This is a genomic window from Nocardia sp. NPDC051756, assembly GCF_040681495.1.
Taxonomy (GTDB): domain Bacteria; phylum Actinomycetota; class Actinomycetes; order Mycobacteriales; family Mycobacteriaceae; genus Nocardia.
On record NZ_JBFAYV010000009.1, the window covers coordinates 154766 to 179650 of the forward strand.

A 24885-nucleotide genomic window follows, 5' to 3' on the forward strand; every position below is an offset into this window, starting at 1 on the left:
GGTTGTCGTCGTACCCGGCCGTGCTGGACGGTTGACGAATGATCATGCAGCGCAAGCGAACCGCGGTTGTCGCGGTGGTACTGGCAGCAGTCGGCACGGCGTGTGGGAGTGCTGCGGGAGTGCCTGAATTTCCGACCGGGTTCTGGCAGGTGGACGATTACGGGAGCGTGCTCTCCGTACACGCCGACACGCTGGAGACCTATCAGGTAACGGCCCTGAGCTGCATGAAAGACGAAACGGCCACTCGTTCCGGGAATCCGGGCAGCTACGTCACCGAAGGCAAGGACGTGCTCACGCTGCGGCCCGGTGACCATGCGGATCGGGCCGCGCTGCACATCGACGGGTCGCCGGGTGACCGCAGGCTGCGGCGTATCCCTGGCCTGCCGGAAAGATGCGATAACGCAACCGAGCCCACTACTTTCGATGTCTTCTGGCAGACCTTTCAGGAGAATTATCCGTTCTTCGCCGCGAAAGGTATTGACTGGCAACAGGTCCGGGACCGCTTCCGCGATCGTGCCGACTTGGCCGAGCGGCGCGGTGACGATGCCGAACTCTTCGCGACGCTGCGGGACATGGTCGCGCCACTCGACGACGCACACGTGGTGGTGTCGGCGGGTGAGCGCGGATTCTTCGGCGCGGGCCGGCCGGGTACGACCCCTCCGAGCCCGCAACTCGATCAGCAGGTCAAAGAGCTCGTCCAACGTCGCGACCTCCGGCACTCGCTCACCGAATTCGCCAACGGACGCATCGGCTACGCGGATATCCCCGGGCAGGACTACGGCTACCTGCGGGTTTCCTCGTTCAGCGGCTACACCGCGGAACGGACCTTCGCCGCCGACAGCGCCGAACTCGATCGCGCCCTCGACGCGATCTTCACCGCGGACCGGCTGGGTCGGCTGCGTGGACTGGTCCTGGATCTGCGCATCAACGGCGGTGGCTCAGACAGCCTAGGTCTGCAACTGGCAGCCCGTCTGACCGACCGACCGTATTTCGCCTACGCCAAGCAGACCCGCAGCACCGAACCTCAGCCACAACGCGTCGAGCCGGCCCGCGCCGGTTTCGCCGGACCCCTCGCGATTCTCACCGGCGGATCCACGGTCAGCGCCGGCGAGACCTTCACCCAGGCGATGCTGGAACGCCCCTCGCGCACAACAAGAATCGGCCAATCTACACAGGGCGTGTTCTCCGATGTGATGGAACGCAAGCTGCCCGGCCCGCGGCACGCGGATTGGTGGTTCGGCGTACCCAACGAGGAGTTCCTGACCTCGGACGGCCAAACCTTCGACGGCACCGGCATCCCGCCCGAGCTGACCGAGCCCGTCCTCACCGACGAGGAGTTCGCCCAGCAGCGCGACTCCGCTTTCGATCGCGCGACGCGGTGGCTGACCAGCGGCGCTTGACGCCGACGGCAAACTGTCTGAGACTGTCAGCATCTCGAATCCGGATTGGCTGGCGGCAACCGGTCGGGAGCACATGCTGGGAGGGCTCATGACGCTGACCACAGCCGGTATTCCGGTCGAGGATTTCCGGACCCGATCGCGCCGGTGGGCCAGGGAATGCTACGAGTGGTCGAAGGTGCCGTTCCTGCCGTCGGGCGAGCGGGTCGGCCGGGTCTACGACGTAGTCGGACCGCAGAACCTGTTCGGCGAGGACTCGCTGTTCATCAATCTCGGTTACTGGCGCGACAATCCGGCCACCCTCGACGAGGCGAGCAAGGACCTGGCCCGGCTGGTCGCCCGCGAGGCGAACCTCGGACCCGACGACATCCAGCTCGACGTCGGCTTCGGCTACGGCGACCAGGACTTCCTGTGGGCCGAGGAGTTCAAGCCGAAGCAGATCGTCGGCGTGAACATCGCGGTCGAACAGATCGAGATGGCCAGCAGGCGCGCCGCCGAGCTCGGTCTCGACCACCGGATCAGCTACGTGTACGGCTCCGCGATCGACCTGCCGCGCGACAACGAATCGTGCACCAAGGTGACCGCCCTCGAGTCCGCCTTCCATTTCCCTTCGTACACAAAGTTTTTCGCCGAGGCCCACCGCGTGTTGCAGCCCGGCGGCAAGCTCGTCACCGCCGACATCGTGCCGCGCACCAACCGCGCCTCCAAGGCCATCATCCGGCTGTCCGACCGCCCCGGCGTCCGCCGCCTGCCCGGCACCCTGCACGAGCGCGACTTCTTCGACATCCACCACTACCGGCGGGCCCTGATCGACGCCGGCTTCAGCGACGTCATCACCTATTCCATCCGCCGCGAGGTCTACCTCCCGCTCGCCACCTACCTCAGCAAACGCCTTCGCGACCACGACATGCGCCGGGTCAACCCCGCCCTCCGCGCCGCCTTCAGCCGCCCCGGCCTCACCCTCTGGGGCCCATGGGCCGACTACATCATCGCCGTAGGCACCAAGAAACCCTGACCATGAATCCGTTTCGGCCTCAGCCCCCCGACCCGGTAGACTCCCGAACGTCCCGGTCCCACCACCGGGCCAGCCCTCGTAGCTCAGGGGATAGAGCACCGCTCTCCTAAAGCGGGTGTCGCAGGTTCGAATCCTGCCGAGGGCACACAAACGCTGCAGGTGAGCGCCGTTTTCGTAGCTGAATTACGATCGCGTGCCAGATGCCTGCCGAATCATGTGCTCGTGTCATCTATTTAGGGCCATGCGCCAGAGGGTGCCTGAGCACGAGTGTCGATTGCGTCAGCTAGGGAACCACTGCGCAGCATCTAGCAGCTCAACCGGCTCTTCATGCAGGGTCCAGGAATCCGTGCCTCGCACGACAGCGGCCTCGGTGCGGCCGTCTGGCAGCAGAACGATGAATTGCTCGACGTAGTGCTGCGGCTCTCGGACAGTCTCCTCGGTGAAGGGGACGCGCACGCGCACTAGCCTCGTCTCGATCGTTTGGCCGCCCTGGTACCGGAGCCGAAACCGCCGTGGTGGCGTCTGCTCGATGTAGCTGAACCTGGGTTCGGTCATCGCAACACTCCCTCAAGATGTGGTCGTGTCGATCTAGATCTTGGATCTTACGCGCGTTGAATCCGCAGATGAGTTGATGAGAGGGCTCGGCCATGAAGGTGGGAGTGTGGTGTGGTGGATTTCGTGGACCAACTCAAGGGCCTCAGTGAACAAGAAAAGGCCGCATGCCTGATTGCCGAGCGGGTGTTAGGCGCGGTCGCTGAACCCTGGGACATCGCCGGTCGCAGCGGCGTTGTCGACGCCATGCTCACGCTCGCTGACGGAAGACGGGCCGCGTTCGAAGTTACGGTGCTTGCGGCTGAGGGCGCGATCCAAACCGATTCGTTGCTGCGAAGGGATAACCACAGTTGGCCGCTTCCTGGAAAGTGGCTGTGGAGCATACGAATCGGCGCGCCCTCGGATATCCCACGCCTTCGGGCCGCATACCAACGAATTGCCCTGGCTTGCGAAGCAGCTGGTGTGCAGCGACCACAGAACCTACCGTGGGACGTCCAGATTGCAGACCCCGATATACGTTGGCTCGTACAGGAATCGGCGTCAGAAATGACAGGTATCAGCTCAGTGCCAGCGGTTGACGGCGGCCACACGCGTTCGGCCATGCTGGGACCGCCCGCTCGGGCCGGAATTGTCGACCGTTCACTGGCGGGCCTGCGACCAGCCCTCGAAACAGCGTTCGCGCAACACCACATGCCCCGTCATCTCGAAAAGCTGAGACGCGCTGAGGCTGACGAACGGCACCTATTCATACCCATGCATCTGAGTGCGCTTCCGTTCTCCGTCATCGACGGATTGATGGCTAGCGAGTCACTCCCGCCCGACGCTCCACCGCTGCCGCAGGAGGTCACCCATTTGTGGCTCGCACCGGCCTTTTCGCGCCGAGTGCTGCTGTGGAACGGAGCCGAATGGAGTAGTCACGACCCCTACGACAACTGACGGAACGCCCCGTCGGGACACTGTGACGGGGCGTTCCTGCGTATCCGTTCGAACTACTGCCAGCCAACCTCCTTCTCCTCCTTGCGGTCGGCGGGAGCCGGACCCGGGGCCAGCGGTTGACAGTCGGTGGGCGCGGAGCACTGGGGCCGTTTCGTCGCGTCAGGGTGGGCCGCCCGGTAGCGCGCAATCACGCCGTCGATCTCTACCTGTTGGCGGGGAAATCCCGCTTCCGGGTTCGCGGTCCGTTGTGGGTCTTGCCGTCCGGCCCGGTGTAGCGAGCTTGCCAGCGCCCGGAGGAAGTCTGACGGGGTGCGCCGAAGGACCGTTTCGCGGACTTAGTTCGTGCCATATCTGTGCCTAATCCCTGCCTGACGGAGGTCTATCTGCGGCCACTTCCGTCCACTTCGGCCATGTCAATTAACCCGAGAATACCAGGTAGAGAAGGCATTTCAGCTGGTCTGACACCCTTTCAATATCGCCTACTCAATAGGTTCGAATCCTGCCGAGGACACACAAACCATGGGGCCGGAACGGCTACCGCCGGCCAACGTGACGTCACTCGGGCCGGGTCAGCCGGGAATCGCTGCGCCGATGAAACCCGTGACGATGGATGTGAACGACATCGAGCTTGTTCCGAATGCGGTGGCGAGTGCGGCGCCGATGAGGGCGTCTTCGGTGTTCATTTCCGGCGGGACGACCGTCTTGTTCAGGATCACGACCTTTATCGGTGAGGCGAGGAGAAAGTCGACGGATCCGTCGGACAGTAGTTTGAGTTCGGCAAGGCGCTTCTCCATCTCATGCGACTTTCCACCGACCAGCACGAATGTCTCCAGGTCGCGTGGGCGAACGCTGAGAAATCTGTCGCCGAGATCCACCGCGATACGGTACGAACGGCGAAACGCCCTGCCCATGCCGGGGATCACCTTGATCTCACGCTCGTTCACGTGCGCGGTGAGGAACTTCGAGTCGCGAGTCCCGATTGGTACGTCGTCCCGAGTGCGCGGCCCGGTCCGCGCAATACGAACCACAGCAGAGTCGCCGGACTCGAATCGAGCGGAGACGCAGTTCTCGGAACGAGTAGTGCGAATATTGCCGAATTGAATACTGTCCGACACGAATGTCTCGGTATCGGTCATGGCCATCCCCTCCTTCTGACGAACGCCCGCGGCACAGAGCTGGCCACTGACGTTGTCCTGCAACATTATCGGCAGTTGCCGGGGAGGGTCCGTGGTGGCGGCGATGGGGGATCCGCCACCCGACCTGGGTAGGGATCAGGCGTTGATTGTGGCTACGGCTTCTCGGCCGTAGTTGGTGGCGTAGGCGTTTTCTACGCCTACGAGGATGTCTACTACCTCGAAATAGCGGTCCCAGAAGGGAGTTTCGCGGAGGGCTTCGATTACCAGTTGGAAGGCTTGGTGGTCGATGGCTTCCCAGACCCAGACGTCGGTGACGCGGGCCGAGTAGAACTCGGTGTCGAAGAAGCGGGATCGGACGTTGGCGACCTTCTCGCGGACCGGGTCGAGGATCTCCTTGGTGAACACCTCGAAACGTCGGGGGATGGTGAGGCCGAGCCACTCGGGGGTGGTTCGGACCAGGATGAAAGCGGTCAGGCCGGCTTCGAAGGTCTTGTCGCTCATGATGTTTCGTGCTCCTCAGTCAGGCCGCGGTTGCGACAGTTACAGACCATAGTGTCTCGATACAGGCGTAGGTAGTCAAGGGTTCATCTCGGGCAATCTGCTGCACAGCAGCCTGTCCAGCACTTCTGCCGGAAAAATATTTCGAGACAAGGTGACTTTGTTCTGTTACCTTTCCAGTACACGGTGACTCGAAACTGGATCGGGTCATCACACAGAGGAAGAGGTCACGCTGATGCGTGTATTCGTCACCGGAGCCAGCGGTTGGATCGGCTCAGCAACCGTCGATGAACTGCTGGACGCAGGGCACGCGGTCGTCGGATTGGCCCGATCGGATGCTGCCGCCGAACTGCTGGAGAAGAAGGGGGCGATCGTCCTGCGCGGCGACCTCGATGACCTCGACTCGCTGCGCCGTGGCGCGTCCGAGACGGACGCCGTGGTGCACCTGGCGAACAAGCACGATTGGGGCAACCCCGCGGAATCGGATCGCGCCGAACGGGCCGCGGTCGAGGCGATGGCCGAGGCACTGGTCGGCACGGACCGGCCGCTGATGGTCGCGAATGCGCTTTCCGGTCTGGTCGAAGGCCGTTCCGTGGTGGAGACGGATCCGTCGCCGGCCGTCGGCCCGGACTCCGACCGGGGCGGCAGCGAGAACCTCGCCCTCGACTTCGTCGATCGCGGCGTGCGGTCCATGATCATCCGGTTCGCCCCGTCCGTGCACGGGGAAGGCGACTGGGGGTTCGTGACGTTCCTCGCCGCCGCCGCGCGCAAGCAGGGTGTCTCGGGCTACATCGGCGACGGTTCCACGACCTGGTCCGCGACGCACCGCACCGACGCCGCCCGGCTGATCCGGCTCGGAATCGAAAGTGCCCCGGCCGGAACGCGTTTGCACGCGGCCGCCGAGGAAGCCATCACCACGCGGGCGATCGCGGAGGCGCTCGGCCGGTCCCTCGAACTCCCGGTGACCTCGATCGATCCGCAGGACGCGGACGCGCATTTCGGCATCGTCGGGCACTTCTTCGGGCTGTCCATGACGGCGTCGAGCGAGCTCACCCGCGCGACCGTGCCGTGGGTGCCCACCGGGCCGACCCTGATCGAGGACATCGAGAACGGTGCGTACCGGCAGTGACCGCGCCGGGGCTCGGCCGCGTCGGATAAACGGTGCACGATGACCCCATATGCTGACGGCGTGAGGAAACCTGCCACCCCGGGGCGTCCGCGCAGCGAGACCGCTCGGCTCGCCGTCCTGCACGCGGTCGACGATCTGCTGGTCGAGATCGGCTATTCGGCGATGACCATGAAGGGCATCGCCGAACACGCCGGTGTCGGCCGGCAGACCGTCTATCGATGGTGGCCGACCAAGGCGCACATCCTGATCGAGTCCTGCGCCGACGACGCGCGCAGCGAACTGACCGTCCCCGTGCACGCGGACCCGGTCCGGATGATCACCGACTTCCTGGTCGCCCTCACCCAATTCCTCACCACCTCGGCGGCCGGCGCGGCCTACCGGGCCTTGCTCGGCGAAGCCCAGCACGACACCGAGGTGAGCAAGCTCGTCGCCGACGCCGACCTGCTCGCCGAACCCGCCCGCGCGGTGCTCGACCACATCCGCCCGCACTTCCCCGGCATCCCGGACGACCAACTCGCCGTCGCCGAACTGTGCGGCCCAGTCGTCCTCATCGTCATCACCGGAAACGCACCCCCACCGCTGCGCGCCCTCCGCGGCCACGCCCAGCGCCTCGCCGCCGCCTGGGGATAGAACGCAGGGCTCTTCGCACCCTCGCCAGGACAATCGTCCCAGGTCAACCCCGATCTGCATTTATGTACCTATCGGTATTCCCCCTTGCCACCCAAAACATCGAGGGATATATTTACCGCTAGGTACAGAAAGGGAGGTCCAGCATGGTTGTCCGCGGCCGTCCGCGCAACTTCGATCGCAAGATCGCGCTCGAGCGCGCGATGGAGTTGTTCTGGGAACGCGGCTATCGAGGCACGACACTGACCGATCTCACCACCGCGCTCGGCGTCAACCGCCCCAGCATGTATGCCGCGTTCGGGAACAAAGAGGCATTGTTCCGCGAGGCCGTCACCCTGTACTCCGACAACCTCCGCATCCCGGTCGAGCGTGCCTTGCGCGGTGAATCGACCACGCGGGCCGCCATCGCGAAAACTCTGCACACCTACGCCGAAGCATTCACTGAGCCCGGCACGCCACTGGGCTGCCTGGTCGTGCTCTCCGCGACCGATGGGCCTGCCCACGATGACCCACTGCGCGAATTTCTCACCGAGCTCCGCGGTTCATTGCAGGCCGGGTTCCGACTTCGCCTACAGCTGGCTGTGCGCGAACAGGAAATCCCCGACACCACGAACATTGCGACGCTCGCGGCCTACCTCGGCACCGTCGTCTTCGGCATGGCCATCCAGGCTCGCGACGGCGCCACCTACCCCGACTTGATCGCAACCGCGGACTTGGCGATGACGGTCTTCGATACCGGATGTCAGCACGCTGACCGACGATGAATTGAGGTTCGACCGATGGGCGCACAAGACGATTTCGACTGGAATTGGGCAAGTGGCACCGGCGGCAAGCTCGATCGACGACAGTTGGGCAAACTACTCATTGCCGCGGCAACGCTGATGCCCGGTGCGTTCAGTAGTCATGCACTGTCGTTTCTGGGGGCACAAGGTCCGGCCGCGCTCGATGAGGTCGAGATGCGAATTCCCGACACCGCACTCGCCAAGGAGGCCGAGTGGGAGGCGCGAAAGAAGTTGAGCCCGTGGGTGCTAGAGCACTCCTACCGGGTCTACTACTTCGGCAAAGCCCTCGCGAAGATCGACCGGGTGCCCATCGACGAAGAACTGCACTTCACCACCGCGATTCTGCATGATATCGAGTTCGAACATTCGGTACCGGGAAGATGCTTCGCGGTTCGCGGCGCCGAAGATGCCGAAAGCTTCCTCACCGGTCTCGGCGTAGCCAGGGACAAGGTCGTTCTCGTACGCAACGGCATATCCGGCCATATCACCTTCGGCGTAGAAAAGGACCTGTCGGATCTGGCCGGTATCGTCTCTGCCGGATGCGAGACCGACCTGGGTGGGACCCGTATCGAGGAAATGAATCGCACGTGGGTGGATGGTGTTGTCGCACAACACCCTCGCCTCGATTTCAAGCGCCGCGTAATCGAAGCAGTCCGCATAGAGTCCGAGAATGTTCCAGACGGTCGAACGGCGGTGATGCGTCAGCTCGGATTCGAGATGGGGGTGACCAACGCGCCTTTCGCGGAGTAGTGGGTTACCTTCGCTGACTTCTGGCAGCAGTCGGACGCGTCAGCGCTTCAACAGCTCGCGCAGGGCCTCGGTGACCGTGGCCGGGGACTCCTCGGCCATGAAGTGACCGCAGCTGACGGTGGTGTGCTTCAAGTCGGGAGCCCAAGTGCGCCAGATAGATTCGGCGTCGAAGCCGAGGGCGGCACCCCAATCCTGTTGGAGGACAGCGACTGGCATGCGCAGCTGGTTGCCTGCGGCGCGGTCGGTGCGGTCGTGGTCGAGGTCGATGCCTGCGGAGGCGCGGTAGTCGGCGACGATGCTGGGGATGGCGGCGGCGCCGGCTTGCAGGTAGGCGGTGCGGATCTCGGATGGGATGGCGGCGGGGTCGCGGGTCCAGATGTCGAGGAAGTGGCCGAAGAAAGCGTCGGCGGTGGCGGCGATCATTTGCTCGGGCAGGCCGGGGGGTTGGGCCATCAGGTAGAGGTGGAAGCCGACGGCGGCGGTGACGCCGTGCATGACGTCCCACATGTCGAGGGTGGGTAGGACGTCGAGGGAGGCCAGGTGGGTGACGACGCCGGGGTGGTCGAGGCCGGCGCGGATGGCGACGAGCGCGCCGCGGTCGTGGCCGGCCAGCGCGAATCGCTCGTGACCGAGGGCCTGAGCGACCGCGACGATGTCGGCGGCCATAGTGCGCTTCGAATAGGTGCCGCCGGCCTCGACGGGCTTGTCGCTGTCGCCATAACCGCGCAGGTCAGGGCAGATGACGGTGTGGTCGGCGGCCAGGTCGGCGGCGACGTGCCGCCACATCAGGTGGGTCTGCGGGAAGCCGTGCAGCAGCACGACGGGACTGCCCGCGCCGCCCACCGCGACATTGAGTTCGACCTGGTCGGCGACGGCGATCCGCTGGTAGTCGAATCCGGTAATCTTCGGTGTCATGAGGTGTCCTTCCGGTGTTCGCTGGTGATGCCAGACAGTCTTTTCGACCGCACTCAGCAACTGGTCAGCAGCGACTGAGTACGGCGTCGTGACGCACCTGCGCTTCGGTGTGCTCGGGCCGATCGGCGCCGAGCGCGCAGGCGAACCACTGCCGCTGAAAGGGCCGAAGCATCGCGCGGTGCTGGCGCGATTGCTCGTCGCGCGGGGGCGGATGGTCTCGATGGATCAGCTGATCGATGACCTGTGGGAGCGGCCGCCGCAGGGCGCGGTGGGGGCGATTCAAACGTTCGTCGCCGATCTGCGGCGAGCGCTCGAGCCCGATCGCGCGCCGCGTACCCCGGCCGAGGTGCTGGTCACCGTCACGCCCGGGTACGCGCTGCGCACCGAGCCGGACGGAGTGGACGCGGACCGGTTCGAAGCCGCCGTCGTGCGGGCCGCCGAACTGCTCGCGACCGAACACTTCGATCAGGCATTGTCGACCGCCGACGCGGCATCGGCGCTGTGGCAAGGCCCGCCGTACGCGGAATTCGCCGAACAAGGTTGGGCGCGGGCCGAAGTCGACCGGCTCGACGGGCTGCGCTTGCTTGCCGTCGAGCACCGCGCTGCCGCGCTGATCGACCTGGCCCGACCCGCCGAAGCCGTGCCCGCGCTGAATTCTCTGCTCGCCGAGCATCCTTTGCGCGAACACGCATGGGAGTTGCTCGCGATCGCGCTCTATCGATCGGGCAGGCAGAGCGACGCCCTGGCCGCGCTGCGCCGCATCCGCCACCTCTTGCGCACCGAACTCGGCGCAGACCCCGGCCCGGAACTCCAACGGGCAGAGGCGGACATCCTGGCCCAGGCACCACGCCTGCTGCCGAAAGCCCGAACCTCCTCGCCTGGAAAGGGTTTCATCGGACGCCGGTTGGAATTCACAGCGATCCAACACGCCGCCGACGATGCCGCTAGACACGGACGTGCACGATTGGCACTTCTGGCCGGCGAGGCCGGTGCCGGCAAAAGCGCACTGGCCGAGGAAGTTTCGTCCGCGTTGACCGGCAATGGGTGGATCACCGCGCGTGGCGAGAGCCCAGCGGATCTAGGCGTCCCGCCCGGCTGGGCATGGACGAGGATTCTCGCGACCCTGACCGCAGCGGATCACGCTGAGCACCCACGGCCGGACGAGATCGCGGCGACGGATCCGGCCGAGGCACGCTTCCTCTTTCATCGTGCCGCCGCCGACTATCTGGCGTCGGTGGCGCAACGCGCGCCGGTTCTGCTGGTCTTCGACGACATCCACAACGCAGGCGCGGAAACCCTCGACCTGCTCTCGGCCCTGGTCACGGGCGGCATTGCGGGCCCGGTCCTCGTTCTGGCGACGTACCGCAGCACCGAGATCAGCACGGAGCTCACCGCTGCTTTGGGCAAGGTGGCACCCTTCGAGCCGGTTCGCGTGTATCTGAGCGGCCTGTCCGAAGACGACACCACCGCCTTGGTGCGCGAGATCGCCGGGCCGGACATCGCCCAGCATGACGGAACCCGAATTCACCGGCGCAGCAATGGAAATCCTTTCTTCGTCCGCGAGCTGGCCCGCCTGCTCCGCGACGAAGGACCCGACGCATTCGACGCCATCCCGCCGGGTGTTCGCGAGGTCATCCGGCATCGCCTGGCGATGCTGCCGGAGTCCGCCCAATCCCTGGTCCAGCAGGCTTCCGTACTCGGCGAAGCTATCGACCGTGAGATCCTCATCGATCTCGCCGGCGACCTGGGCGCAGCACTCGGCGGCCTCGAAATCGCGCTTACGGCAGGGCTGTTCACCGAGCAGCCGGACAATTCGCTGCGCTTCACCCACACCCTGGTCCGCGACACGGTGTACCGCGACATCAGCGGCCCCCGCCGCGCGCAATGGCACGGCGAGATCGGCACCCTGCTCGAAACGCTCAGCACCACAGATGTTTCCGTCTTGGCCCATCACTTCGTCCGCGCACACAGTCGCGCGACCGCGGCGAGCGCCGCCCGATACGCCGGCGCCGCAGCCGTCGAGGCCGAACACGGATTCGCGCTCAGCGAGGCAGTGCGGCAATGGCGCGCGGCACTCGACGCCTTCGACCGAATGCCCGAACCCGACCCGTCCGCACGGCTCGACGCGATCATCGGCCTCGCCAGAACATCGGCGGTCACCGGCGATCTCGCCGAGGCCCGCCGCTACCGCGAACTGGCCATCACGCAGGCCGAACAATGGACCGATCCGGTCCGCGCCGCCCGCGTGATCAGCGCCTTCGACATCCCCGCGATCTGGACCACCAACGACGATCCCGGCCTGGCCGGCCACATCGTCACCGCCGCCGAACGCACCCTCGCCGCCCTACCCGCCGAACACCGCGAGCTGCGCGCCCGGTTGTGCACGACAATCGCCCTCGAACTACGCGGCGCCGCGGACGATCGCGGACTCCGTGCGGCCGAGGAAGCGGAAACGATCGCCCGGGAACTCGACGATTCCGCACTCTTGACCTTCGCCCTCAACGGCCGCTTCATGCACACCTTTCACCGCACCGGCCTGAGCGCGGAACGCGCCCGCATCGGCGACGAGCTCATCGCGCTCGGCCGACAACATCGACTGCCCACCTTCGAGGTCCTCGGCCATCTCATCGGCATTCAATCAGCTTGCGCAACAGCCGATCTCGAAGCCGCCGACGCCCACTCGGCCGCCGCGGACCAACTCGCGGCCGACTACGAACTATCGATGGTCGGCGTATTCACCCACTGGTACGCCGCCTTACGCACCGCGCTCACCGGCAACCAGCACAAAGCGGAAGCCGCCTATCGCGCCGCCGCGAAGCTGCTCACCAGCAGCGGAATGCCCGGTGTCGAACAGGGTCTACTCCCCCTCACCCTGCTCTGCCTGCGCCTCCAGCACGGCCTGCCGCCCGACGACACAACCGCAGTCTGGGGGCCGTACGAACCGTGGGTACGCCCGATCATCCTCTCGGCCAACGGACTTCGCGACGAAGCAACCGCAGCGTTGAACGACGTCCCCGACTCCCCACGAGACCTACTGTTCGAACTACGCACCTGCCTCCGCGCCCGCGCCGCCCTCACCCTCGGCAATGAACCGACCATGCGCCACTGCTACGACCAATTGCTCCCCGCCGCAACCGAACTCGCCGGCGCAGGAAGCGGCCTCATCACACTGGAGCCGGTCGCCCATTACCTCGCCGAACTCGCCACCGCACTCGGCAAGCCGCAAGCCGACGAGCACCGACGACAAGCACGCACCCTCGCCCAGCACGCGAACTCGCCCGCAGCAACTCCCGAATAGCACTCACTCCACGGTCATTTCCCCCATCTCCGACCAATCGGTCCCGTCGATGGTCCGGCTGATGATCTTCGGCGTGGCCGCGAGCACCTGCGGCAACTCGTTCACCGCGGCCTTGAAATGCGCGCTGCCGACGTGCGCCGCACCGGCCGCCTCATCGAAAAACGCCTCTACCAAAACGAATTCGGCAGGGTCGTCGACACTGCGGGACCAGTCGAACCAGAGGTTGCCTGCTTCGGCGCGGGTCAGCGCGGTGAACGGCCCGACGAGCTCGAGCCACCTGTCCGTCCATTCCGGCTTGGTCTTGAACTTGACGACGATGAAGATCATGGCGCTCCTCCTGCGGTAGTCGGGCCGCCGCGACACAGCCCGACTACCCACGGACGGCCGGGCGGCGATCGTGACGAACACCCCATTGTCGGACGGTCAGCTCAGACCGGCGGAAAAACGAGACATCACCTGACTCACGGGGTGAGCAGTTGATCCTGTTCGGCCAGCGGTGTGCCGGAGTACCACGGGACGACCTTGCCGAAGCGAATCAGTTCGCCGTACCGGTCCGGGTCGACGCCTGGAGTGAGCGCCAGATCCAGTACGGCGCGGGCGGCTTCGGCGGGGGTTTGGGCGTGGCTGAAGTCGCTGAACCAGGGGCGCGAGGTCGCGGTGTCGACCATGCCGGGGCAGACCGCGGCGATCAGGGTGCCGGTGGCCAGATCCTGGTCGCGGCGTTCGGCGGCTACCGCGCGGACGGCGGCGACCTGGGCGACCTTCGACGGGATGTTCAGCCAGCGCGGCCAGCCTGCCTCCGCCGCCGTATTGGCATGGATTGCGCTGCGCCAGGATTCGACGGCGTACTCGACCTGATCGAGGGTGGCGTGGTCGAACAGCGGATGCAGACGCTCGGGCAGGTGGCCGAGGGTGCCGAGGGAGCTGGCCACGACCAGCAGGCGGCCGCCGGGGCGCAGGATCGGGGCAAAGGCGCGCAGGATCGAGTGCGTCGCGGTGTTGGCGACGTCGATGTACTCGTCGGCCATCGCGGACTGGGACTGCTCCGGCAGCAGCCGGGTGGTGGCGTTGGAGAGCACGATGTCCACTCCGCCATGGGTTTCGCGCAGCTCGGCGGCGAGGGCGGCGATCGCGTCGGCATCGGCGACGTCGAGCACCCGGCCTTCGACCCGGCTGCTTGTCGTTGGGGCAGCGGCGATTTCGGCCGCGGCGTCCGCGACCCGCTGTGGGTTGCGTCCGGTGAGCAGGACCAGGTCCGCCGGGTCCAATCGGGTGGCGAGCCCCTCGGCCAGAGCCCGGCCCAGACCTTGATTCGCCCCGGTCACCAGGGCAATGCGTGCAACGTTCATGAGTCCAAATTAGGAAGGCGTTCTCCATGCGTCCAACGAGAATTAGGCACATCTGGTATGCGTTGAAGTCATGGACTTCACCGATGTCTCGCTGACCGCGCTGCGCGTTTTCCGCGCCGTCGCCGAGCAGGGCACCTTCACCGCGGCGGCAGGCGCGCTCGGTTACACGCAGTCCGCGGTGTCGCGGCAGATCGCCTCGCTCGAGAAGCTGGCGGGCGCGGAACTGCTGGAGCGGCATCGCGAGGGGATAAAGCTCACGGCGGCAGGGCATCTCGTGTTGCGGCGGGCGACCGCGGTGCTCGAGCAGATCGAGGTGACCGCCCGCGAGTTGTCCGGGTTGCCCGCGCAGGCGGCGACGGTCCGGGTGGGCTGGTTCCCGAGCGCAGGCGCCGCCCTACTACCGAAGGCCATCGCAGCGCTGCGCCGGACGCATCCCGGCATCGCCGTCGTGAGCCGGGAGGGCAGCACGCCGGCCTTGGTTCGCGCACTGCGCGCGGGCAGCGTCGACCTGGCCTTACTCGCCTCCGCACCGCCGTTCCGGCCGCCGGACACCGAGTCGCCGGCGCTGGTCCTGCACACCCTCACCGAGCGCAGCCTGTGTATAGCCCTGCCCGCAAACCATCCGCTGGCGCGCGGCGACTACATCGATGTCGCCGACCTGCACGGTCAGCAATGGATCGCCGGACCGAACACCAGCGACGACCGGCTGATGGGTGTCTGGCCCGGCCTGGACGAACGCCCCGAGATCGCGCACACCGCCCGCGACTGGCTGGCCAAACTCCAATTGGTCGCTGCCGGTTGCGGATTGACCACCATCCCCGCCGTCCTCGCCCCCGCCGTACTACCCGGTGTGCGCGCCCTCCCGGTGCGCGGCGGACCACAGGAGCAACGCCGTCTCCTGCTCGCCCATCTCCCGTCGCCACTCGGCGAGGCCGCGGCCAGGACCGCCGAGGCCGTCCGGGCCGCCGCGATCGAGCTGCACGGACCGCAGTAACGCGCGAAGTCTCCGGTATCGTGGGTTTGCTTACAATTTGCCATCGATCGACGTTGTAGCTACAGAACCGCCATAGGCTGCTCTCGAACTGGACGTCCGTCCAGCAACAAGGAGACGACTTCGATGCGCGTTACTCGTGGTTGGAAGAGTTCGGTGGCGATGGCCACGGTCTCGGCAAGTGTCTTGCTCGGCTTACAGGCGGCACCGGCCGCCGCGGAAACCCCAGGGATGCTGATCTCGGCAACTCCGCAGGCCGACGGCTGGCGGCCGATGCCGAACGGATCGGTGATCACCTACTGGATGGCCGGGTCGGACGGCACGCCGAAGCAAGCCAGCGGGGCGCTGTTCATCCCGAACGGCACGCCGCCGCCGGGCGGGTGGCCGGTGATCGCGTTCGACCACGGGACGACCGGGCTCGGGCGCGGCTGCGGCGGCGAATCCGATCCGAGCACGGCGCCGAACTCGCACTGGCACGCCGAGGAAGACGACATCATGCAGCGCCTGGTCGGACAGGGCTTCGCGGTGGTGGCGCCGGACTATCTCGGGCTGGGCCTGTTCGACACCGGGCCGCATCCGTATCTGGAGTTGCAGACCGAGGCGACCGCGACCATCGACATACTGCGCGCCGCCCGCTCCGCGCATCCCGAATTGTCCCGGACCTGGGCCACGATGGGGCTCTCCCAGGGCGGGCAGGCCGCGCTCGGCACCGGCCGCCTGCAATCGAGCTATACCCCCGACCTCGATTACCGCGGCACCATCGCGGTCGACCCGGAGTCGGATGTGGAAAAGGTGCTGCCCATCGCGAGTCCGGCGATTCCGACGATTCCCGGTACCGCGGAAACCCTCGGCTTCCTGTCGAGCATCTTCGCCGGATTCCGGGCCGCGCGACCGGATATCGACTTCAACCAGTATCTGAGCCCGGTCGGGCGGCAGCTGCTCGATGACATCGACACCCTGTGCAAGCCGGAGATCGAGGCGCGGGTGGAAGGCGTCGGCATCGGCGAACTGCTGTCGAAGCCGTTGTCCGACAGCCGGGTCCGCGCCGCGTACGAGTCCTACCTGACGGTGCCGACCAGCGGTTACGACGCGCCGATCCTGTTGCTGGTCAACGCCACCGACACCACCGTGCCGTCGCCCTTGCACGCGACCCTGGCCGCGCAGTTCGCCGCCAACGGCGTCGATTTCCAGACGGTCACGGGCACCGGCACGCACACCCAGATCAATCCCCAGATGTGGTCGGCCATCGATGCTTTCCTGGCCCGCGTCAGGTAACCGGCTCGACCGCAAGCCAGCTGGCGAGAATCCGGCGGAAGCTGACGATCGAGCTACTTCTCGATCGTCAGCGCGGCACCTAGCGTCGTAATCACCTGAGTAGAAGGAGATTTCGATGCTCGCACAATTCGTGCTGTTCGACGGATTCGACCCGATGGATGTGATCGCGCCGTTCGAGATACTCGGCGCGGGCGGCCTGGTCACCGACGGCCTGCTGGAGGTCGAACTGGTGTCCGCCGAGGGCGCGCGCGAGGTGCCCAGCGGCGTGCCCCCGATCTCGTTGCGGGCCACCGGAAAGCTGGCACCGCAGCGCGCGGACTTGGTCATCGTGCCCGGCGGCATGGGTCGCATGCCGAAGGACGCGGATGACCTCGCCGACGACTCCGTCCTGACCGTGCTCACCCGCGCCCTCGACACCGAACTGCCCGTCCTGCTGAAGGAAGCTGCCGATCGGCCAGGACTGACCGTCGTCGGCGTCTGCGGCGGCTCGCTGCTGCTCGGCTTCGCCGGCCTGCTGGCCGGCCGGCCCGCGACCACGCATCCACTGGGCATGGCGGCGCTCGCCCGGACCGGCGCGACCGTGGTGCCCGCCCGCGTCATCGATGACGGCGACCTGATCTGTGGCGCCGGCGCGACCTCCGGCATCGATGTCGGCCTGTACCTGCTGGAACGCGAACTCGGCCCGCGCGTCGCGCACGCCGTGGAGCAGCTGATCTCCTACGAGCGTCGCGGCACCGTCTGGCAGAACACGGGTGCTGCGCCGGTTGCCGTCTGATCCGTGGCCGCGGTCGGCTGTGAGGTCGCCCAATGGTGGCGGTGTTTACGGCGGGTTCGGGGTGGGTGGTCGTAAGGTACGGGCATGGTGCCCACCGAGAAGTCCGAGTTGGTGCAGTCGATCGTCGAGTCGTATCTGCTGGACGGGAATCGGCAGTACAGCCGCACCGATGTGGCCGGGCAGGCGGGGACCACGACGGCGCTGACCAAGCGGTTGTGGACCGCACTGGGCTTTCCGGCGGGGTTGGACGACGACGCCGTCGACTACACCGACGCCGACATCGCGGCGCTGCGTAACTTCCGCGATCTGAGCATCCTGTCCTCGGCCGATGCCCGGCAGCAGGCGGCGACGGCCCGCACCCTCGGTCAGGGCATGGCACGGCTGGCGGAATGGCAGGTCGACCTGGTGCTCGCCGAGATCGGCGCCCGCATCGCGGCGGCCGATCCGGCCGCCGACCCCGAGGAAACCATTCGCACCGCCACCGAGGGCACCATCGCGACGCTCGAACAGCTCAACACCTACGCGTGGCGCAGGCACCTCGCCGCCGCGCTGTCCCGCTCGCTCGACCCGGGCACCTCGGCCGGCGAGACCCTGCGCGACCTGGCGGTCGGCTTCGCGGACATGGTCGGCTACACGCGGCTGACCAGGCACCTGCACCCCGATGAGCTCTCGCTGCTGCTGGAGTCGTTCGAATCCACCACCACGGCCGCGATCACCGAGAACGGCGGCTGGGTGGTGAAGAACGTCGGCGACGAGGTCATGTTCGCCGCGAACAGCGCCGCCAACGCGGCGCGCATCGCGCTGGCCATTCAAGAGTCGACGATGATGGTCGGCGGCACCCCCGAACTGCGCGTCGCGCTGGCGTACGGGCAGGTGTTGCAGCGGTTCGGCGATCTGTACGGATCGGTGGTGAACATCGCCTCCCGCCTCACCGGCGTCGCCAGGCCCGGCACGGTGCTCATCGATGACGAAGCCGCGACGGCGCTGGAAGGCGAGTCCGAGTTCATCATCAAGAACCTGCGCAGCGTCCGCGTCCGCGGGTTCAACCGGCTGCGCCCGCACATCCTGCGCCGCAACGAGAAGAACCAGTGAACCCGCGTTCGGGCCCGGCCCCTACCGCGACCTAAGCTCTGGCCAGTGGAAATGGACTGGTCCGAGCTGCGCGCGCGATTCCTCGTCGACGAGGACGAGGCGATCCTCGCCCTGCACAAGCCGGCGGGCATCTCCGTCACCGGCGAACGGCACGACAGCGACCTGGTCGAGCTGGCGGCCGCGGCCGGCGAGACGCTCTACCCCGTGCACCGGATCGACAAGGTGACCTCCGGGCTGGTGCTGCTCGCCAAGGAACTCGGCGCGCACGGCCAGCTGACCCGGCAGTTCAACAAGCAGACCGCGGCGAAGGCGTACCTGGCGATCGTCGCGTCGAGCGAACTGCCCGACACCGGGGTGATCGATCTGCCGCTCAGTGTCGGGCGCAAGAATCGGGTGCGCATCGCGGCACCGCGGGAAAGCATTCGCCGCGAGGCGGATCGCTGGTTCGTCGCGGACGCCGATCTGCTCGACACCAAGAACTATCCGTCGCGCACCGACTTCGCGACGGTGCTGCGCCGCGACGACTACGCGGTGCTCGCGCTGCGCCCGATCACCGGCCGCCGCCACCAGATTCGCGTGCAGCTGGCCTGGATCGGTCACCCCATCGTCGGCGATCCGCTGTTCGACAAGTCGGGCGCACACGAGCGGACGTATCTGCATTCGTGGCGGCTCGGCCTGACGGCGGACTGGCGCACCCCGCCGGAACTCGCCCTGGAAGCCACGCCCGACGCGGAGTTCTGGCGGCCGATCCAGGCCGAGCCGGGCGAGGCCGACGAATTACTGTGCCGCGCACGCGAATTGCGTCGCGGTCTCGGCTAGTTCAGCGCGACCACTCCGGTGACCGGCCGAGCATCGCGATGATCTGATCGAACCGGTCCGCCGTGGAATACGGAACCTCGGGACCGAACGCGGCGCCGGGAGCCAGCCGGATATCGCCGCCGGGAACGGCCTGCGCCACCGGGAACGCGGCCTCGATCACTTCGTCGTCGAATGCCACGGGCAGTCCCAAAGTCTTTGCCACGTCCCAGGAATGGACGACGTAGTCGATGAAGTGGAAGCTCACCGCCTGCGCGCCGGAGAACTGATAGTCCGCGCTGAACTCGGCCAGCGGAAACTTCCGATCCAGCACATCGGGCGCGGCGAACGCCTCGAGCACGTGCTCGGCCGCGGCGCGATAGCTCGCCACCGGGTCCGCGCCGAGCGGACGCAGCTTCCACAGCACCGGGTCGCCGTCGCCACGCGACGCCGCGGCGAATCCGTAGTGCTGGGCGATCATGTGCGTCAGCAGGCCGTGCAGCGTCCAGTCGGCACACGGCGTCGGCCTGCTCAGGTCCGCGTCGGTGAGCTTTTCGACCAGGTCGATGCTGGTCCGCACCGCCTGCGCGTCGAACGCGACGAGGTCGACGGTGTCCTTCAGTGCGTCGAGGGTGCGCAGTTCCGCGCTGATATTCGGTTCGGTCGCCATCTATGGCTTCTCTCTGCTCGATCTCAAATGATAAGTATGAGCATATCGTATGCATCTGCCTATCATCTATCAAGCAGTATTTTCTATCCATGTCCGAAGCACCCCGTCCCGATCTCGCCGCCATGATCGCACCGTTCATGCGGGCACTCTTGGCGGTGGAAATGCCGGTGCTCGAACGGCATGAGTTGTCGATGTGGGGATACGCCGTGCTGCTCGGACTCGGCAAGGAACCCGTGTACACCCAGGCCGCGCTGGCCAAGTCGATCAATGCCGACAAGACCCGGATCATCGGCGTGCTGGACGAATTGCAGCAGGGCGGATTGATCCTGCGCGAACCGGATCCGGCGGATCGGCGGGTCAATCTGGTGTCGATCACCGCGGCCGGGCGCAGCCTGCGCGATCGGGTGCAGACCGAAATCCAGCAGCAGGAGAATCAACTGCTCGAGCAGCTCCCGGCGGCGGACCGGCGGGCCTTCCTGCGGTCGTTGCAGACGCTGGCCACGCAGGCCGGCGAGCAGTCCCCGTGAGCGCGCACACAGACCGCCGCACAGGTTTCCGCTGGTGGTGAGCCTCATGGCGACGCGTAACACGCAGGTCAACTAGCCTTAATACGTGCCGCGCACGGGAGGCGGGCACACTCTGACGCAACGGAGCGATCCCCCAGAGAAAGCGAACGCCGATGATCCTGGTGGCTCAGGTCAGCGACACACATTTCGATCTCGGCGCCCGCAACGCCGAACGGGTCGAACAGGTCATGACCTTTCTCACCGGTCTGCGCCGCAGACCGGACGCGATCCTGGTGACCGGCGACGTCACCGATTCCGGCCAGCACGAGCAATACGCGCAGGCCAGGCTCGCGTTCGACCTCGACATTCCGGTGTTCGCGATTCCGGGCAACCACGACGATCGCGCCGCGTTCCGCAGCACGCTGCTCGGCGAGGCCGCCTCGACCGCGCCGATCAATCACGCGCACCGGATCGGGGATCTGACCGTCGCACTGCTGGATTCGAGCATTCCCGGCGAGCCGAGCGGCCGGATCGCCGACGAGACCTACACCTGGCTGCACGGCGTGCTCGCGACCGCGCCGGCCGACAAGCCGATCCTGCTCGCGCTGCATCACCCGCCCGCGTACCTGTTCAGCCCGGTCGTCGACGAGATCTCGCTGGAGGAGCCGGAGAAGTTCGCCGAACTGGTGGCCGGCGACAAACGCATCGTCGCGGTGCTCACCGGGCACGCGCATTCCGCGGCGACAACGACATTCGCCGGACGCCCCCTGCTGGTCGCCCCCAGTACCGCGTCGGTCCTCGGCGGCCTCTGGGAACTCGACCTACCCGATCACGTGATGGACTACGCGCCCGACCCCGCCGTCGCGCTGCATCTGATCGATGAAAAGCACAGCCTGACAACGCATTTCCGCAGCATTCCGATGGGCGGCTGGCTGGGCGTGCCGCCGAGCTGACCGATCGCGGGCGCGGAGTTCGTTTAGCTACGCCGGGTCCGGGCAGTCGGAGGGAAGACAGTTTCCCTCGACGCGAAGGAACTCCGATGACCGATCTCGCCGCCTCCGTAGTGCGTACGACCTTCGCGGCCGGGGCAAATCTGCGGCACGCCAGGGTTTTCCATCCCAACGGGTTGAACCTGGCCGGTCGGCTGCACGCGGAACCCGAGTTCGAGCACCTGTTCGGCGCGGGCGAACGCGCGGTCATCGCCCGGCTGTCCAAGGGAGCGGGCACGCCGGGCGGCCTGCCCGACGTGCTCGGCTTCGCCTTCCGGGTGCTCGATCGGCACGACCAGCCATGGGATTTCGCGCTGGCGACCACCGGCCGCGGAGCGCTGGGCCGGTTCCTGATCACGCCGGCGCGCGGTTGGGTCCGCGCGGGCTACGGCAGCCTGATGCCCTATCGAGTGGGAAAAACCATGCCCGTGTGGTTCTTCGCCGAACCCGACACCGGCCAGCCCACCTCCGCGTCGCTGGCCGCGATGACCGAACATCTGCCGGAGCACCCGATCTCGTTCGAGTTGCAGGCGCGCGGGCTCACCGGACCGCCGATACGCCTTGCCACCCTGACGCTGCGGCTCGCGGAGCCCGCCGAACACCGGACGGACTTCTTCGACCCGATGCTCAACCACCCGGACGGCGTGGAGTTGTTGCCGCGGATCGTCGGCAAGGTGCGTGAATTCGCTTACGCGGGAAGCCGCAACGGTCGCGGCGAAGCCGAATAATCGTGCGGGTCAGCGACGGACGACCCGTTCGCGGCGGTAGGCGGCGGGGGTCGCGCCGGTCCAGCGCTTGAACGCGTAGATGAAGGTCGAGGATTCCGCGTAACCGAGGCGGATGGCCACGTCACTCACCGAAAGCGGTGTGGCGGAGAGCATTTCCTCGGCCAGTGCCCGGCGCACCTCGTCGAGCAGCGCGCGATAGCTGGTGCCCGCGGCGTCGAGATGACGGCGCAGGGTGCGCGTACTCATGTTGAGATCGCGTGCCACGGAGTCGATTCCGGGCGGCCCGGTGAAACCCTCGGTGCCGCCGGGAACCAGCAGTTCGCGCACCTCGGCGGCGATGCCGGTGCGGGCGCGACGACGATGCACCAGGTCGCGGCATTGTGCCAGGCACATCGCCCAGGTCTGCTCGTTCGCCTGTGGCAGTGGCTGATCCAGCACGGCGGGGTCGATCGCGAACAGGTTGCGCGGCCGGCCGAACCGGGGCCGCACCACCGTGACCGCTTCGATCCGATCGGCGTAATCCGGTTCCGGGAAACTGAATTCGGCCCTGGCCAGCGGCAGGTGCCGGCCGAGTAGATCGCTCATCACCTGATGCATGGCGGTGACGTCGCGTTCGACCAGGAACTGCCGCACGTCGGCCGGAATCAGCTCGTCGTGCACCCAGGCGATGAACTCCCCCTCCCGCCATTCGGCGACGGGCAGGCTGAAGGTGAAGCTCAACTCCAGATAACGCAGCGCGAACGAGATCGCCTCGCCGAGCGTCGGGCTGCTCACGCAGGCGAAGCCGAAGATGCCGAAGGTGGTGATCCGGTAGCGGCGGCCGATTTCCACCCCGAGCGCGGGCTGATCTCCGAGTTCGCGGACCAGATTGCGCACGACGGTCAGCTCGATATGCGCGTCAATCTGCGCGTCCGGATCACGCAGCATCGGCTCGGACAACCCGGTTCCGGCCAGCATTCGCCCGGTGGGCACGCCGCACTCGGCCGCGTAGCCGACCATCAGCGCCACGCTGGCTATCCCGCGCGGAAAGTTCCAGTCGCGAATTCCCGGATCCTGCACCCGCTCCACACCGCTCAGTATGCGGCCTCGCGCATTCGCGGCTCGCGAGCGCTCTTTGGCCGAATTTCTCTATTAGTTATCCACACGCCCCCTACAGTGGAATCATCTTCGGTCCTGTGAGGAGTGTCACATGACAACAGGCAACCGGCCGTCGGTGCTCATCATCGGCGCGGGCTTCGGCGGCATCGGCATGGCGATCGAACTGCGCCGCAATGGTTTCCACGATCTCACCATCCTGGAGCGGGCCGCCGATCTGGGCGGAGTGTGGCGAGAGAACACCTACCCCGGCGCCGCCTGCGACGTGCCGTCCCCGCTGTACTCCTTCTCGTTCGAGCCGAAACCGGACTGGCCGCAGCGCTACTCCGGCCGCGCGGCCATCCACGCCTATCTGCGCGGCGTCGCGGAGCGCAACGGCGTGCTGGACGCGATCCAGTTCGGCACCGACGTGACCGATGCCGAATTCGACGACGCGTCCGGGCGCTGGACGGTCCGCACCGCGGACGGGACGGCCCGAACGGTAGACGTCTTGATCTCCGCGGTCGGCCAGCTGTCGCGCCCCGCGCTGCCGAATCTCCCCGGCATCGACACCTTCGCGGGCCCGGCATTCCATTCCGCCGAGTGGGACCACGGGATCGAGCTGACCGGCAAGCGGGTCGCGTGTATCGGCACCGGCGCCAGCGCCATCCAGTACATCCCGGAGATCCAGCCGAAGGTCGCGCACCTCACCCTGTTCCAGCGCACCCCGGCCTGGGTGATCCCCAAATTCGACACCGACTACTCCCCGATTCAGCACAAGCTGTTCGCCCGGCTGCCCGGCGCACTGCTGGCCGAGCGCCTCGGCTGGTGGGCGATCGCCGATTTCGTCTCGCTCGGCCTGGTCGAATTCCCGGCCATCGCACGGCTGGTGGCCCGGATCGCCGACCGCCATCTGCGCAAACAGGTGACCGATCCGCAGCTGCGGGCCGTGCTCACCCCCGACTATCCGATCGGCTGCAAGCGCGCGCTGTTCTCCAACGACTACTACCCCGCGCTGACCCAGCCGAACGTCCGGGTGGAGACCGCCGCGATCGCCGAGGTGGTGCCCGAGGGCGTGCGCACCGCGGACGGCACCGTGCACCCGGTGGACGTGATCATCTACGGCACCGGCTTCAAGGGCACCGAATTCCTCTGGCCGATGGACATTTACGGCCGGGCCGGCCACAAGCTGTCCGACGCCTGGACCGACGGCGCGCACGCCTACTACGGAATCGCGGTGCCGGAATTCCCGAATCTGTTCCTGGTCTACGGGCCGAACACCAATCTCAGCGCGGGCTCGATCATCTACATGATCGAATCCCAGACCCGCTACATCCGGCAGGCCGTCGAGCTGCTCGAGCGCCGGCCGGGACACACCCTCGAGGTCCGTACGGACCTGGAGCAACGGTTCAACACGGCGCTGCAACAACGCCTCGATCGCACCCCGTGGAACTTCTGCTCGAGCTGGTACCGCAATGCCGCGGGGCGCATCACCAACAACTGGCCCGGCTCGCAAACCAGCTACCGCCGCCGCATCCGCAAGCTCGACCCGGACGACTACACCCTCACCGCGTCCGCATGACGGCACGCCGAACGCACACACTGG

At 66.7% G+C, this 24885-nt stretch carries 25 protein-coding genes and 1 tRNA gene; 18 read left to right on the top strand and 8 right to left on the bottom strand.

The genetic code is table 11. The annotated features are described in order from the left end of the window. The first annotated feature begins 119 nt into the window (after positions 1 to 119). The 3 genes from AB0M22_RS35505 to AB0M22_RS35515 all read left to right on the top strand — a co-directional run bounded on the left by AB0M22_RS35505 (position 120) and on the right by AB0M22_RS35515 (position 2557). The gene (locus AB0M22_RS35505; RefSeq protein ID WP_364736335.1) at positions 120 to 1400 is read left to right on the top strand and encodes a S41 family peptidase; all 1281 of its coding nucleotides are present in this window, start codon (positions 120 to 122) and stop codon (positions 1398 to 1400) included. Between the two features lie 88 nt (positions 1401 to 1488). After that, positions 1489 to 2412, top strand: coding sequence for a methyltransferase domain-containing protein (locus tag AB0M22_RS35510; RefSeq protein WP_364736337.1), 924 nt, complete (start codon positions 1489 to 1491; stop codon positions 2410 to 2412). Positions 2413 to 2484: 72 nt separating this feature from the next. Further along, positions 2485 to 2557: transfer RNA gene (locus AB0M22_RS35515), tRNA-Arg, on the top strand. A gap of 134 nt (positions 2558 to 2691) precedes the next feature. On the opposite strand, the gene AB0M22_RS35520 is transcribed toward AB0M22_RS35515, so the two are convergent. Continuing rightward, a complete protein-coding gene (locus AB0M22_RS35520; RefSeq protein ID WP_364736339.1) occupies positions 2692 to 2967 on the bottom strand; it encodes a hypothetical protein in 276 nt (91 codons plus the stop codon). Positions 2968 to 3078: 111 nt separating this feature from the next. Between AB0M22_RS35520 and AB0M22_RS35525 the strand changes: the two genes are divergently transcribed. After that, entirely contained in the window at positions 3079 to 3900 is an 822-nt protein-coding gene (locus AB0M22_RS35525; protein ID WP_364736341.1) for a hypothetical protein, read from the top strand. 569 nt (positions 3901 to 4469) lie between these two features. Here the strand turns inward: AB0M22_RS35525 and AB0M22_RS35530 are convergent. Both AB0M22_RS35530 and AB0M22_RS35535 read right to left on the bottom strand, forming a co-directional pair. After that, entirely contained in the window at positions 4470 to 5102 is a 633-nt protein-coding gene (locus AB0M22_RS35530) for a hypothetical protein (RefSeq protein ID WP_364736342.1), read from the bottom strand. 69 nt (positions 5103 to 5171) lie between these two features. Then, the gene (locus AB0M22_RS35535; RefSeq protein WP_364736344.1) at positions 5172 to 5537 is read right to left on the bottom strand and encodes a darcynin family protein; all 366 of its coding nucleotides are present in this window, start codon (positions 5535 to 5537) and stop codon (positions 5172 to 5174) included. A 232-nt stretch (positions 5538 to 5769) separates the two neighbouring features. Here AB0M22_RS35535 and AB0M22_RS35540 point away from each other — a divergent pair, with 232 nt between their 5' ends. The 4 genes from AB0M22_RS35540 to AB0M22_RS35555 all read left to right on the top strand — a co-directional run bounded on the left by AB0M22_RS35540 (position 5770) and on the right by AB0M22_RS35555 (position 8822). After that, positions 5770 to 6663 (top strand): SDR family oxidoreductase, encoded by an 894-nt coding sequence (locus tag AB0M22_RS35540; RefSeq protein WP_364736346.1) that lies wholly within the window; start codon positions 5770 to 5772, stop codon positions 6661 to 6663. Between the two features lie 60 nt (positions 6664 to 6723). Continuing rightward, complete coding sequence (locus AB0M22_RS35545) at positions 6724 to 7293, top strand: helix-turn-helix domain-containing protein (RefSeq protein ID WP_364736348.1); 570 nt, start codon at positions 6724 to 6726, stop codon at positions 7291 to 7293. A 143-nt stretch (positions 7294 to 7436) separates the two neighbouring features. Further along, on the top strand, positions 7437 to 8054 hold the full coding sequence (locus AB0M22_RS35550) for a TetR/AcrR family transcriptional regulator (RefSeq protein ID WP_364736350.1): 618 nt from the start codon (positions 7437 to 7439) through the stop codon (positions 8052 to 8054). Positions 8055 to 8069: 15 nt separating this feature from the next. Further along, entirely contained in the window at positions 8070 to 8822 is a 753-nt protein-coding gene (locus tag AB0M22_RS35555) for a phosphohydrolase (protein ID WP_364736353.1), read from the top strand. A gap of 39 nt (positions 8823 to 8861) precedes the next feature. Here the strand turns inward: AB0M22_RS35555 and AB0M22_RS35560 are convergent, their stop codons facing one another. Next, on the bottom strand, positions 8862 to 9737 hold the full coding sequence (locus tag AB0M22_RS35560) for an alpha/beta hydrolase (protein ID WP_364736355.1): 876 nt from the start codon (positions 9735 to 9737) through the stop codon (positions 8862 to 8864). Positions 9738 to 9825: 88 nt separating this feature from the next. Here AB0M22_RS35560 and AB0M22_RS35565 point away from each other — a divergent pair, with 88 nt between their 5' ends. Beyond that, the gene (locus tag AB0M22_RS35565) at positions 9826 to 13035 is read left to right on the top strand and encodes a BTAD domain-containing putative transcriptional regulator (RefSeq protein ID WP_364736357.1); all 3210 of its coding nucleotides are present in this window, start codon (positions 9826 to 9828) and stop codon (positions 13033 to 13035) included. 3 nt (positions 13036 to 13038) lie between these two features. Here AB0M22_RS35565 and AB0M22_RS35570 read toward each other — a convergent pair whose 3' ends face one another. Beyond that, positions 13039 to 13362, bottom strand: a complete 324-nt coding sequence (locus AB0M22_RS35570) for a putative quinol monooxygenase (RefSeq protein ID WP_364736628.1) — start codon at positions 13360 to 13362, stop codon at positions 13039 to 13041. Positions 13363 to 13496: 134 nt separating this feature from the next. Further along, entirely contained in the window at positions 13497 to 14384 is an 888-nt protein-coding gene (locus tag AB0M22_RS35575) for an SDR family NAD(P)-dependent oxidoreductase (protein ID WP_364736359.1), read from the bottom strand. A 70-nt stretch (positions 14385 to 14454) separates the two neighbouring features. Between AB0M22_RS35575 and AB0M22_RS35580 the strand changes: the two genes are divergently transcribed. From AB0M22_RS35580 to AB0M22_RS35600, 5 genes are all read left to right on the top strand, one after another. Next, on the top strand, positions 14455 to 15378 hold the full coding sequence (locus AB0M22_RS35580) for a LysR family transcriptional regulator (protein WP_364736361.1): 924 nt from the start codon (positions 14455 to 14457) through the stop codon (positions 15376 to 15378). A 123-nt stretch (positions 15379 to 15501) separates the two neighbouring features. Next, positions 15502 to 16650, top strand: a complete 1149-nt coding sequence (locus AB0M22_RS35585; protein WP_364736363.1) for an alpha/beta fold hydrolase — start codon at positions 15502 to 15504, stop codon at positions 16648 to 16650. Positions 16651 to 16765: 115 nt separating this feature from the next. Continuing rightward, positions 16766 to 17425, top strand: coding sequence for a DJ-1/PfpI family protein (locus tag AB0M22_RS35590; RefSeq protein ID WP_364736365.1), 660 nt, complete (start codon positions 16766 to 16768; stop codon positions 17423 to 17425). Positions 17426 to 17509: 84 nt separating this feature from the next. Next, entirely contained in the window at positions 17510 to 18517 is a 1008-nt protein-coding gene (locus AB0M22_RS35595; protein ID WP_364736367.1) for an adenylate/guanylate cyclase domain-containing protein, read from the top strand. A 51-nt stretch (positions 18518 to 18568) separates the two neighbouring features. Beyond that, a complete protein-coding gene (locus AB0M22_RS35600; protein ID WP_364736630.1) occupies positions 18569 to 19336 on the top strand; it encodes an RNA pseudouridine synthase in 768 nt (255 codons plus the stop codon). A 1-nt stretch (position 19337) separates the two neighbouring features. Here AB0M22_RS35600 and AB0M22_RS35605 read toward each other — a convergent pair whose 3' ends face one another. Further along, positions 19338 to 19982: a TIGR03086 family metal-binding protein gene (locus AB0M22_RS35605; protein ID WP_364736369.1), complete on the bottom strand. Its 645-nt coding sequence runs from the start codon at positions 19980 to 19982 to the stop codon at positions 19338 to 19340. A gap of 89 nt (positions 19983 to 20071) precedes the next feature. Here AB0M22_RS35605 and AB0M22_RS35610 point away from each other — a divergent pair, with 89 nt between their 5' ends. From AB0M22_RS35610 to AB0M22_RS35620, 3 genes are all read left to right on the top strand, one after another. Beyond that, the gene (locus AB0M22_RS35610) at positions 20072 to 20509 is read left to right on the top strand and encodes a MarR family transcriptional regulator (RefSeq protein ID WP_364736371.1); all 438 of its coding nucleotides are present in this window, start codon (positions 20072 to 20074) and stop codon (positions 20507 to 20509) included. 152 nt (positions 20510 to 20661) lie between these two features. Further along, positions 20662 to 21441, top strand: a complete 780-nt coding sequence (locus tag AB0M22_RS35615; protein ID WP_364736373.1) for a metallophosphoesterase — start codon at positions 20662 to 20664, stop codon at positions 21439 to 21441. A gap of 86 nt (positions 21442 to 21527) precedes the next feature. Beyond that, positions 21528 to 22205: a phosphodiesterase gene (locus tag AB0M22_RS35620; protein WP_364736375.1), complete on the top strand. Its 678-nt coding sequence runs from the start codon at positions 21528 to 21530 to the stop codon at positions 22203 to 22205. A gap of 9 nt (positions 22206 to 22214) precedes the next feature. Here the strand turns inward: AB0M22_RS35620 and AB0M22_RS35625 are convergent, their stop codons facing one another. Next, positions 22215 to 23273, bottom strand: a complete 1059-nt coding sequence (locus AB0M22_RS35625; RefSeq protein WP_364736377.1) for an AraC family transcriptional regulator — start codon at positions 23271 to 23273, stop codon at positions 22215 to 22217. Between the two features lie 121 nt (positions 23274 to 23394). On the opposite strand from AB0M22_RS35625, the gene AB0M22_RS35630 reads away from it, so the two are divergent. Then, positions 23395 to 24861, top strand: a complete 1467-nt coding sequence (locus AB0M22_RS35630) for an NAD(P)/FAD-dependent oxidoreductase (RefSeq protein WP_364736379.1) — start codon at positions 23395 to 23397, stop codon at positions 24859 to 24861. Positions 24862 to 24885: the final 24 nt, after the last annotated feature.